Origin of the sequence: [Flexibacter] sp. ATCC 35208 (assembly GCF_001975825.1) — a bacterium.
Taxonomy (GTDB): Bacteria; Bacteroidota; Bacteroidia; order Chitinophagales; family Chitinophagaceae; genus Chitinophaga.
This window is the reverse complement of the sequence record NZ_MTKN01000044.1, coordinates 56,912-69,780: the sequence shown is the minus strand read 5'-3', so window position 1 is coordinate 69,780 and position 12,869 is coordinate 56,912. Positions and strand designations below refer to the sequence as shown.

The following is a 12,869-nucleotide window of genomic DNA, read 5'->3' as shown; positions in this document are numbered from 1 at the left end:
AACTATTTTCAAAGAAAAGAGGATGTATCCTAAGTAACTGGAAGGCCATGAGAATTGCATGTACGAGAATTCAGGTAACCGAATAAAACATTCATGAAAGAGGCAATTCACCAACGGGAATGAAAACCATTTCAAAGAAAAAGGGGCCGTCCCGAAGTTTTGAGACGCCCCCTTTTCTTATTCGAATACCTAATAGAGGTAGATAATGCTCAGTGCATTTATTTACACCCTCTTCCTTTTTTATTTAATGACTGTCACATTTCCTTTCAGTGTCAACTTCTCTCCACCACTTGCTTTTCTATAATTCACTATCCATAAATAAGTACCTTCCTCCACCAGCATTCCTTTAAATCGTCCATCCCATCCGGTACCTGCTTCTTTGGAGCTATAGATCAGCACACCCCAGCGGTTGAACACACTCAGATCATAATCGATCATCGTACCGCTCACGCCCGGTCTGAAGTAATCATTATTACCATCTCCATTTGGTGTGAATGCATTCACCATCACTGTTTGCTCATTACAAGCCTTATAATTGACTGTAATACCTTCCGTCATTGAACCACATTCATTATAAATAGTCGCAGTATAATAACCAGTCTTTGTTACTACATACCTGGAAGTAGTCGCACCATCCTGCCACTTAATACTATTACCTGTACCCGTGCTTACTTTCAGGGTCAGTACCTGACCTTCACAAATGGTCGTATCATTACCCAGTGTGAAGGTACCTATACCCGCTACCGTTACATTGATACTATCAGAAGATGTCAGGTTACAGTATTTGTCCAGCACCGTCACGATATATTTACCAGGTGTGTTTACTTCCTTGATCGGATCGGTCGTACCATCATTCCATAGATAAGAAATTACATTTTCATTTGTTGCATTCAGTATTACAGAACCTCCTGAACAAATATCCTTATCTACGCCCAGATCCAGTCCTACATCTCCCTTGTTGGTCACGCTCACTGTATCTGTCACCACACAACTATTCTTCGTTACAGTCACCCAATAATCACCAGGTCTCGATACGCTGATGGTATTTGTGAGTGATCCATCTGACCATACCGCTGTACCTCCATCCGGTTCTACTTCCAATGTTACGCTCTGACCAGCACATACCGCAGTATCTGAAGTCAATGTTATAGCTGGCGGCGTGGCTACATTTACAGTTGCATCATCTGTCACGGTACAGCCATTCAGGAATACGTCTACATTATAAGTACCAGTCGTATTGACTGTGATAGAAGGGCCGGTATCACCGGTGCTCCATGCGTAGGTAGCGCCCTGTATATAAGCATTCAGTTTTACGGGGCTGCCTTCACAGATAGTGGTATCGCGGATCGCTACGGTAGGTGGATTATTGATAGTTACTTTAATAGAATCTGTTGCCGCACAACCACTGTTGGTCACTGTTGCATAGTAAGTACCACCTTCAGCCACTGTGATCTGTTGTGTTGTTACCCCTGTACTCCATACGATACCATATCCGTTGCTGGCATTGTCTACACCTGCATCCAGCGTAATCGTATTACCTGTACAGATCGCAGTATCATTACCCAGGTTCACTGTTGGCTTTTCTACATACCGCAGGTTGTACGTCACCGGATCAGATACACACCCCGTTACGCCGTCTGTTACCACAAACGTAGCTTTTGTAGCACCATTCAGGTCAAACACATTGCTGGTTTGTGTGAGCGGCGCAGTAACTGCGCTGGCCGGCGTTACACTTTGCAGCGTGAATTTAGGTTTATTGACCTTATTCAACAGCAGCAGTGCAAATTTCGAATTATCAGAACAGTTCACAGGCATGGTCGTATCCAGCTGTGGTTTCGGACATGCGGTGATGGTGATCACCTGCACTTTTTCGATCGCTGCATTACCACATGCATCTGTCACATTCCATCTTCTTGTGATGGTATAACCATTACATACATCCACTGTATAAGGATCTGTGGTCATGGTAGCGCGCTTAGGGAAGTTGGCATCGCAATTATCACTTGCATACAAGGTAGCTTCTGCAGGGATGGTACCGCCACAGGATACGATGGCATCAGCAGGAGCTGTACCAATCACTGGTCTGGTGGTATCCTGTACCGTGATAGTTTGTTTCCATGTATTAGTATTACCACATTCATCTTTCGCAACCCATGTTCTGATCAGCTGGTAGTTGTTTGCGCAGGCACCGCTGATGGTTGCTTTGGATTGAGAATAGCTGATCTTCACGGTACTACAATTATCAGTAGCCACCACATTGGATGGTGTAGCTGGTACAGCATCACAGTTCACCGTTGTATCACCCGGAGGCGCTACGGTGAATACGGGTCTGGTGGTATCCTGTACAGTGATCACCTGTTTCATAGTGGCCGTGTTACCACAGCCATCTGTCGCTGTCCAGGTACGTGTCAGGCTGTAATTGCTGGCGCAGGTAGTGCTCAGGAATACTTTGGTCTGGTTCACGGATACCGTCACATTTGCCGTACAATTATCAGTTGCTGTTACGGATGCAACAGCAGGTACCTGGTCACAATTCACAGTGGTATCTCTCAGCATTACAGAGAAGACAGGTTTCGTTGTATCTACAACTGTGATGATCTGTTTCAGGGCGGAGATATTACCACAGGCATCTATCGCCGTCCATGTACGGGTGATCTGGTAAGTATTGGTACAGGAGCTACCAGAAATATTCTGCCTGGTATCTACAGGCGTTACCGTAATGGTCCCTGCTGTACAATTGTCTGTAGCGGTCATGGTTATTGCAGCAGGCAGCTTGTCACAATCCACAGTAATATTCGCCGGAGCAGTCCCATCGAACACAGGTCCGGTGGTATCCTTCACGGTGATAGTTTGTTTCAGGGTATCGCTTGGATTACCACAATTATCTACCGCTACCCATTTACGGATCAGGTAATAATTATTGGTACACTGACCAGCCATGTCTACCCTTTGCTCGATTGGCGCTACTGTAAATGTACCGGAGCAGAGATCATTTGCAGTCAGGGAAACTATTGCCGGAATGTTATCACAGCTTACCGTCACATTTGCAGGGGCGGTCGTTGTGAACACCGGTCCGGTAGTATCCTTTACTGTAATGGTTTGCTGTGCGGTAGCAGTCAGCCCACAACGATCTACCGCTGTCCAGGTACGCATAATGATTGTGGTACAGACATCTGGTGTAGTCGTATTATCTGTGTAGGTAACGGTCAGTGTTTCATTTGTATATGGTGCATGACTGAACACCGGTGTGCCAAAGAGCGTGGTGTAGTCATTGCCCGGCATACAGCTGGCATTGGTAGAAGCCGGCACTGATACCACTACCGGTGGTGTACTGATACGTTGCAGTTTCACGACATTACTGATAGAACTACCGTTACAACCGGAGGTCACGATTCTTCTGAACCAGATGGTATCAGCAGTGAGTGCCACTGGTGTATAAGCAGCCGTAGTGCCGCCGGTACCGGTAGTCACATTGTAGAAACCGGTGGTTGCATTCGTAGTACTCATCTGCCACTGGTAAGCGTAGGTACCATCGCCACCGCTTACGGTGGTAGTACCAGTCAGGGTAGCCGGTGTTTCTGATGCACACAGCACCTGGTTGGCAGAGATGGCATTACCCAATACACCACCGATATTGCTTAAGGTAACAGTTGCAGGATTACCCGTACAGGAGCCATTGGTCAGGACCCACTGTAAGGTAGCGGTTGTATTTACTAATACAATAACATTGGCAGTTGGGTTGTGCAGGTCAGCAGCGGCAATGGTAGCCGTACCACTGAGCACAGACCAGGTACCCTGGTAAGCAGATGTCGCAGCTGCCATGTGGAAGAGCGAATCGTTACAATGGGTCTGGGCAGCGCCGGCATTGGCATCTTCAGGAATAGCATAGTTGCGCAGGAAGGTGCTGTCAGCGCTTGTACACAAGCCATTCGTAGCATTCCAGATTACAGTCGCCGTATCACCTGCAGGCAGTGTGATAGTCGCGGTTGGACTGGTGGCATCGCTCACTGTAGCCGCAGTTCCCGGCAGGAAACTCCAGTTACCGGTACCTGTTGCTGACATGACGAACGATGTATTATTACATTGACTGATGGTGTCTACACCTTTATTAGTAGTACCCGGCAATGCGTAGTTGGCAATGGTTACATTATCTGAAGTAACACATGCACCATTGGTAATGGTCCATGTCAGGGTGGCGGTATTACCCGGTTTAATATATACCGTAGTTGTGTTGCTGGTGGTATCCGCAATTCTTGCAGTACCGCTGGCGACTGTCCACGCACCCGTTGCGGTTGCGATGGATGGTGCATTTGCACTCATCACAAACACAGAGTCACTACAGTGACTTGCATCTGCACCAGCATCGGCATCAGCTGGTTTGTCATATACGGTGACGATACCGCTTGCGCAGTTAGAACCTGCACAGGTAGCTGTACCTTCTGCTCTTACATAATAAGTAGTAGTTGCTGTAACCGGTACTGTGATGGTACTGCCGGTACCTATTGCCGTACCTGTACCACAACCGCCTGCATACCATACCCAACTGGCTGCGTCTGTACCATCTGCATTCTTCGCCAGACTACCGCCTTCTACTGTCAGCGTAGTGGTACCGCTTTCACAGATGATTGGAGCACCTACGGTTACGCCTGTAGGATCTACAGAACCAGATTGAACATTTACAGTGAAAGGAATGGTGTTTGTACAACCCAGACTATCATTGCTGATGGTCAGCTGGAAAGTATATGTACCTGCCGGCGTCGTTGTCGGGATGCTTACCGCAACGGGCCATGCAGTGATCGCCGTAGTCGGTACTGCTGTAAACCCACTCATCGTACTGGTGATCGCATAATAGGTCGGACCACCGGTGATCACCGAAGGGGTCAGATCAAATGTACCTGTAGATGCACAGGTAGTAACAGGACTCACGGTCGCTGTTGGTATATCTTTATAATGTAAGGTGACTGTATCATAGGTAATACCACATGCAGCCTTGTTCGAAATGCTCCATTGTAATACCACGTCCTGATAATTACCTGCGGGTACTGTTACCGTCGTATTATAGGCATTCGTATCTGCAATGGTAGCTGTACCGGACAATAAGGTCCAGGTGCCCGTTTCTTCGAATTCATCCGTGAGGTCTACATTCGGCTCATTGGCAGCCATGGTAAACACATTGGCAGTACCACAGTGTGTCATGGCGCTATCTACATAAGCACGTGTTCCTTCTGACATCCAGGTAAGGGTATCATAGGCATAACCGATACATGCAGCATTGTTGCTGGCTGTCACCTTCCATTGCAGGTATACGGTGGTACCAACATTGGTCAGTGTCACAGTCGCTTTCGGGTTCTTTTTATTCATGCTCACGTAATCATCAAAATTGATATCGCCGGTTGCCCCTGAAATTCCAGGGCCTTCGATACCGATGATCTGCCAGGCGCCGGTAGTACCTGTTAACTGCGTGCGGTTCATAGTGAAGGTACCCGTTGAATTGTTGGATACACAAGCAAATTGACTTGTACCGGGATCAGGTACAGGGATCTCCGTGAGGTGCAGGTAGAACGGCGCCGACGTGACCTCACAACTACTTTGGACGACCCTTACATAGAACACGCTATCTGCTATGGTCTCTGTATTGTAGACCATAGAAGTCTGACCTGTAAAGTCGGAGAGCAACTGACCGGTACCAGGTACACCTTTGTACCAGAAGATAGAATCTGCGGTAGTACCCAGGATCTCATTCACAGATAATGTGACCCTGCTACCCACACACAATGTAGTGGCAGAAGCTCCGATCTCCACGATTGGTTCATCATCCACTTTTATAGACGCACTGTTTGAGTCCACACAGGTCTTACCACCATCTACGCCATAATATACATAACCATATACGGTGATAGAAGTATCTCGTAACAATGTAATAGAACGGGTCGGACCTACATAAGTCGTATCGCTCCATTTAAATTCATCAAAGCCACCTGATGCCTGCAGGTCTACAGTAGCACCGGCACATACCTGGCTCTTGGTGAGCGTCAGTTGTGGCATAGGCAGGATGGTGAGTTTCACAGATGAAGATGGCGCGGCACAGGTTTCGGAAGAAGAACCATTTTCGAAGATGCGTACACGGAAGTAGTAATCAGCGGCAACATCTTTAGTGCCGGTGAGTTCGCCCTCAGCGATGACAAGAGTATCATTGGTAGCGGTACCGTATGGTACGTCGAACCAGGTGACACCACCATCGTCAGACATTTCCCATTGGTACTCGGCATTTGAAAAATAAGTTGCAGGGGTATAAGAAGAAGTCAGAATAGTAGGTGCGCCTTCACACAATACTTCTCTCAGGCTCTCGGAATTACCTTCGATGGATGCGGTGATGACAGGGCTACAATAGGTAAATTCAATATCGTCGATGGCGATGTTATTGCCACAACCACCGGGATAGCTATTCTTAATACGTACAATTACATCGGTCACACTGGTAGGTACAGTAAACGTACCACCATATCGCTGCCATTGTCTGCCAGCCAGGTTCATAGATACGGCATAGGTTTTAAACTCTCCTAATACCTGGTTGGTATTGACCGCATTCAGGATCTGGAAGGTGACACCGGCATATTTATAATCCGGACAGTTCTTAGTAAGGGTAATGGAACTATCTACGTTGATAAGCCATGCACTGAAATTGTATACAGCACCTCTGCAAAGACCACTCACGTCCTTGGTGAAGAAGGTACGTGTGTCAGCATCGGCATTGGCTACCAGCATACCACCTCTGTTACTACCCGTATGATCGGATGTGGTGATCCAGTCAGCCGCCCAATGCGTAGTGTTGGAAATAGCGTAACCGTTTGTAGCCATACCGATTGTAGAAGAACCATCGTAGTTATACGTAATCGCAGTGGATGGAGAATATTCTTTCTTACTGGCATTACTGGCCAGTGTGCCAAAGTCTTCAGAGAAACCTGGCATAGTAGCGTTGCCACCATTACAGGTGGACATCGTACAATCTATAGCAACCAGTGTATCTCTTTTTGTGTACACGGTACCATTGCTGTACGTCATATTTGCCGTAAAGATATAGGTACCTGCGTTGAGAAACTGGAGCGTGAGCGCATTCGATGTGAGTTGATTAGCCTTGATCGCAGACGTGCTCGACGAGTACAGGATCGAATAGTCCACATCGGTGCCGCCGGGTGTTTGGATGGTCCAGACGGTACTACCGGTTTGTCCGGTCGCAAGGTAAGCAGTGATACTCGTAAACTTAGCCTGATCGGATGTCCCATTGTTGGTAGACATGCAGACAGTATCAGGAATATTCATGTAAATAGTTTGTGCGCTGACAATCTCAGAGAACACACACAGACAAGCAAATAAAAACAAAAACCTTTTCATCTTCAATTAATTAAGTGAAACACAACAATGCCAGCCGCATCATTTATTCTGGGATAAGGAGTCCGGGATGATACAATCCGGGAAGATGAAAAAGTCCTTGTTCCTTAGAAAACAAGGAAAGGTGTATTTTTTAATCATAGGCAGGGAATGCTGGATAATCGTTCAAATTTAACAGGAAATCATTGTATTTAATAATTTTTATATGTTATATTTTAAGCATCCATAAGCTAAAAGCCAGTAACTGCCTCATCTATACATAATTAGGGTGGCGTATTTTTCTAATGTTAGTTTAATGATGTGAAAATAGTTTTGGTTGTTTGACATTCTTTGATTTTAGTAGTTTTGTAAAAATGGTTTATGGCTACTTCTTTCAAAGCAGTTCATTATCAAGTGAATAATGAAGCGCCTGTGCGCCGGGATTTTTATAGGATATGGCTGATCTTACAAAAGGGGGTGTTGCAGCTGGAAAATGGGGGTAAAAAGGTTCAACAACCTGCGTTGATATATTTACCTCCTTTGGCGGCTTGTAGTTTTGTGCCGGCAGGGAGACAGCGGAACGGGTATTGGTGCATCTTTACAAAGGAGTTGATGGATGATCATACCAGGCGATTGTTTCCAACAACTACTCAAATATTTTATCCTGAAGATCAGGCATTAAAGAGAATTCGTTTTTACTTCGATCAATTAGTACAGGCTTATCATTCAGATGATATGCATAGATTTGACAGTGCGTGTAAACTGATTGGATTACTCATGCATGAGACGAGTTTATTGCAAGTACAAAATGCTACTGACAGACTAAAATCCCGGTTTATAAATCTGCTTGAAAAACAATATCCGGTGGTGGACCCTGGTATGCCTTTAAAGTTGAGAAAACCCGCAGATTTTGCGGCGGAATTAGGGGTGCATGTAAATCATTTGAATGCTGTGATACAGCAAACGACGGGCAAAACCACCGGGCAGATGATAGCGGAGCGGATGGTAAGTGAGAGCGTGGCGTTGTTGCGATATTCTGATTGGCCGGTGGGAGATATTGCATATAGTCTTGGTTTTGAATATGCTAATCATTTTACGGCTTTCTTTAAAAAGCATATGGGAGAGACACCGGGAGCAATGAGGAAATAAGATTTCTTTGTTTTGGGTAGATACACCGGGAAAGGTGCTTGTATGGCTGCTTTTTGCTTCCTCCGAAAGCAAATGAGAGAAATTTTGGGAGAGTGATTGGAGGAAGATTTTTTTCAGGTATTTTTTCGTAAATTAATATTCTTATGATCGTAGAAGGATATACGAAATCCTTTTTGATCGTGTTAACCGCATATAGATAATCCCCTTCTTTTTAAAGCAATTCCCGAAGTTTTTGGGTTTTAAATCTCAACAAAAATTAAATATTTTTGAATGGAAGTCGTATATGTAGATACCTCGGTATTTGGAGGTATGTTCGACAAAGAATTCTCTGAGTTCAGTATTAAATTATTGAACATATTCAAGAGGGGGAGATTAAAAATGATGATTTCTGATCTTGTGATCGAAGAGCTAAAGGAAGCAAGGGAAGAAGTAATGATGCAACCCGGGCAGGTTCCTTATAAGTTCATGATATCTACAAGGCATTCTCCTAAAGCAAAAATGCTGGCAGAAATGTATATCGCAGCAGGGGCTTTAACGATTAAAAGTAAAGGAGATGCGCTTCATGTTGCTACAGCCACTTTACAGGGAGCCGATGTTTTAGCCAGCTGGAATTTCAGGCACATGGTCAACACCGGAAAGATTGAACTTTTTAATAAAATAAACAAAGAAATGGGGTACAGGTCTATTCAAATAAAGACACCCCGTGACATTTTAAATCCATAGATTATGAAATATAAGTACATGACAGAAAAAAACAGCCCATTTATGGCAAAGTTAAGGCAGATACGCTTGCGCCATGCTATTGAAATGGAAGCAGATCCGGAAGCATTTGACAAAAAGCTGAGGGAAACCAGTAAGAACTTTTTTGCGTCGCTGGGTATCACCGATTATGAAAAATATTATGTTGATAATGAATAAGGATCTCAACCTGTTTATAAGGCCTGGCAGGACTGCCAGGCCATTTCTTTGCGAACTAAGTTTTTTCTTTAAAAACCTATAAACTCAATTAGACTCCTTATGACTAAGGACCCATGTGTTTCTACTATCAATCTATAGCAGCACGGGCTACTACTGATAAGTGATCAATAAATTGAAATGATTTCAGGGGTATAACTGTAGTAAAACCTTTCGGGAAGGTCTGCAAGGAAAGATATAAATATCTGCTGGTAGAAAACATGCGTCCAAGTTAGCGCAATCCTCCCTACCAGCAGATTAGAATTCGATTAAAAATCAACCGTATACATACTGCAGGATATTCGCCCACATAAACGTCGACATCAGACTCAATAGGATACCTATACCAATAATCAGGTTGATCAGCCGGAAATTCAGGTTAAACTGCTCCGCTACCACACTGGCCGTAATAAACGTAGGCATACTCGCTTCAAAAATGCTGATCTTCGCCACATTACCCCATACCCCTGTAATAACGGCCGCTGCCAGTACCAGCAACGGTGCTATCAGCAACTTATACAATAACACCATTGACAACTGTCCCCGCTGTTTTTCCCAACCATTAAACCGCAACTGCATCCCAATAGAGAACAATGCCAGCGGCGCCACCGTACCCGCCAGTTTTCCAAACAATGGTTCTATCGGCGCCAGGTTCACAAAATGCGGTAATGTCAGCGCCGTAATACAACCTATAAAAGGTGGAAATGTAAACAGTTTCTTCAGGATCATTTTGGCCTCTATCGCTGTTCCTGACTTACGATCCCCCTTTATAGCCGTAATAATCCCAGCTGTAGACAATAGTATAAACAATACCTGGTCGCAGATAATAGCTATACTCAGGTACTGTTCTCCAAAATAAGCGATGATCAGCGGAAACCCTATAAAAGACGTATTACTATACCCACTGGCCAGCTCCAGCGTACTCCTGGACCGCTGCCCATATCGCTTATGCTTTGAATATAACGATGTAAATAAATGACTCCCCGCCCACACAATCACCGTCGATGCCAATGGAAACAACATGGACAGCGACCACTGTATGGTAGGAATATATTTCAGCGAGACTGCGGGCAATGCGAGGTACAGTAACCAGGTATTGATTCCTTTATGGGCATCTGCAGGTAATAATTTAGCCCTTTGCATCAACATGCCTGCCAGCATGCAGACAGCGATTAATATAAAATTATCCATTCTACTTTAACAAAAGTTATCCTGCAAAATTGGTAAACCCTACACTGGATTAACTTGCAAAAAAGCGCCAATAATTTGTAATTTTAAGCTATGAAGAAACTTCGGCAGTTCGACGCTTTAGTGATTGAGGAGTTTGTCAAGGAACAATTTCACCAACCTTCTCATTCTCAGAACTATTATGAGATTGTATACATCTTCACTGGCAGTGGCAGGCACCACCTGAATAACAACGTCGTGGATTACCGGGCCAATGACTGGTTCCTCATCTCTCCTGAGGACACCCATTACCTGGAAATAAAGCGAAAAACGCATTTTGGGGTCATAAAATTCACAGATAGTTATTTTAGCGAAAGACGTTCTCTCATGCCAAATGCACTGCTAAAATTCCAGCCTGAAATGATGATGCGGAACAAGGCATTTAAGGAAATGCGTTTAAACATGGATAACCTTTCCCAAATTAATTTACTCAGAACCATCAAAACCCTCATCGACTCCAAAGACAGCAAAGAAGTCCTCTCCTCCCCTTTCATCTTCTACCAGGTCCTCTCGCTCTTCGCCCTATTCCAGCAACAATGGGGAGACCTGAATACACCCTATACCTGGGACAATGATAAGCAGGCTTTGATATCCTTCATTCACCAACACATCTATGAACCTGAAAAGATCCAGGTAAAACACCTGTCCCAAACCTTCAACATCTCTCAAAACTACTTCGGCAAATACTTTAAAAACAACTATGGCATCTCTTTCAGAGAATACATTGACAACTACCGGATAAAACTCATTGAAGGCCGCGTAGTTGCCGGGCTTACCCTCCGGCAAATAGCCGACGAATTTGGCTTTACCGACGAAAGTCACCTCTCCAATTATTTCAAGAAAAGAACTACCACCACCTTTCGCACCTATAAAAAGGACCATTCATCTTAATGCGGATCCCTCAACTGCATCTGAAATGAATACTTTCTATGAAATACAGTAGTGGCTGAACGTCTTTTGACGCTCTGGCTTCGTTGTAGCCTTAATGCCAAAAGGGTACTTTAAGGGCACCAAAAGGGCACCTCATTATCCCCGGGATATTGAAGTGCCCTTTTGGTGACCTTAAAGTGTCGGTATAATAACGAATCTATACTATAGCGACTACGACCCCGGTACATACTTCCCAGGGTTCTTCAGAAAGGCCTTTTTACAGGTTTCAGAGCAGAAATAATACCTTTTCCCCTTGTACTCAGCATATACATTTTTATCAATTGCTATCATCCCGCATATTACATCCGCATCCCCTTTCAGGTTCATACCTGTAGGCGCCTGTGGCCAGGCTTCTTCCCTATGCGGGGTATACTGCATGCCCCTTGCCACCATGGCCGCAATGCGGTCTCCGCTATAGCGTTCTACCAGGCGCAGGGCGCCATCTATGCCGGAAGTCACACCAGCGGTGGTCAGGATATTCCCTTCATCTACATAGCGGACGTCTCTGACCAATGTGATGCCCGGGAATGCCTTCGCAAAATCATCCGCCACAAAGAAGTGGGTCGTGGCTTTCTGATGATCCAGCAAGCCAGCCGCCGCGAGTAAATAAGCACCGGTGCATACGGACATTACTACAGAAACACTATCCTGGTACTGCCTGAGCAGTGATAACATCGCACTATCCTTGCTAAGCGAATCAATCGTTCCCATAGATGCACCGGGAATCACCAGGACATCCATCTTTGGCATCTGCCGGATGGTGTAATCGGGTTGTATACCCACATGTCCTTCTGAATACACCCATTCCTGTTTCATTGACACGGTATATAACTGGTACTCTCCACGTGTTATTTCCGCTGCTTTTATAAATACATCTGCCGGGCCTGCAAAGTCCTGCAGTTCCATTCCCGGATATAACAATACCGCCACTTTTACAACCGGCGTTTGCGCATATAGCGCTACTGCTCCCGTTAAGAAGGAGACGATTAAAAAAATCATTCTCATGAGTAAAAAATTAAAAAATATTCGTAAACGTTAGGAGACCGCCAACAGGCGTGCCGAGGGAGGGAACCCCGACAATGCAAAAAACCGGTAAAAGCCGGTCAGTAGCGGGTAGACCGTTATGAGACGAAGTTGCATCATCCGCAAGTTATAAATAAAATGGTCTGCTTTTGATTATTTAACTACAATTGTCTAAATTGTTGAATTGATAATCCGCCTATGCCACGTCTTATGTTATG

General features: G+C 44.9%; 7 protein-coding genes. 4 read left to right on the top strand and 3 right to left on the bottom strand.

Annotated elements, in window-relative coordinates; genetic code table 11:
- Positions 1 to 240: 240 nt before the first annotated feature.
- Entirely contained in the window at positions 241 to 7,392 is a 7,152-nt protein-coding gene (locus tag BW716_RS24060) for a gliding motility-associated C-terminal domain-containing protein (RefSeq protein WP_083726825.1), read from the bottom strand.
- 357 nt (positions 7,393 to 7,749) lie between these two features.
- Here BW716_RS24060 and BW716_RS24055 point away from each other — a divergent pair, with 357 nt between their 5' ends.
- From BW716_RS24055 to BW716_RS36900, 3 genes are all read left to right on the top strand, one after another.
- On the top strand, positions 7,750 to 8,517 hold the full coding sequence (locus BW716_RS24055; protein WP_083726823.1) for an AraC family transcriptional regulator: 768 nt from the start codon (positions 7,750 to 7,752) through the stop codon (positions 8,515 to 8,517).
- 270 nt (positions 8,518 to 8,787) lie between these two features.
- A complete protein-coding gene (locus BW716_RS24050) occupies positions 8,788 to 9,240 on the top strand; it encodes a hypothetical protein (protein ID WP_083726821.1) in 453 nt (150 codons plus the stop codon).
- Between the two features lie 42 nt (positions 9,241 to 9,282).
- Positions 9,283 to 9,435, top strand: a complete 153-nt coding sequence (locus tag BW716_RS36900; RefSeq protein WP_179091247.1) for a hypothetical protein — start codon at positions 9,283 to 9,285, stop codon at positions 9,433 to 9,435.
- Positions 9,436 to 9,747: 312 nt separating this feature from the next.
- On the opposite strand, the gene BW716_RS24040 is transcribed toward BW716_RS36900, so the two are convergent.
- Positions 9,748 to 10,662 carry an AEC family transporter gene (locus BW716_RS24040; RefSeq protein ID WP_083726817.1) on the bottom strand — a complete coding sequence of 305 codons (915 nt, stop codon included), beginning with the start codon at positions 10,660 to 10,662 and terminating at the stop codon, positions 9,748 to 9,750.
- 90 nt (positions 10,663 to 10,752) lie between these two features.
- Here BW716_RS24040 and BW716_RS24035 point away from each other — a divergent pair, with 90 nt between their 5' ends.
- Positions 10,753 to 11,589 carry an AraC family transcriptional regulator gene (locus BW716_RS24035; protein ID WP_083726815.1) on the top strand — a complete coding sequence of 279 codons (837 nt, stop codon included), beginning with the start codon at positions 10,753 to 10,755 and terminating at the stop codon, positions 11,587 to 11,589.
- Between the two features lie 210 nt (positions 11,590 to 11,799).
- On the opposite strand, the gene BW716_RS24030 is transcribed toward BW716_RS24035, so the two are convergent.
- Complete coding sequence (locus tag BW716_RS24030; protein ID WP_083726813.1) at positions 11,800 to 12,633, bottom strand: DJ-1/PfpI family protein; 834 nt, start codon at positions 12,631 to 12,633, stop codon at positions 11,800 to 11,802.
- Positions 12,634 to 12,869 lie beyond the last annotated feature (236 nt).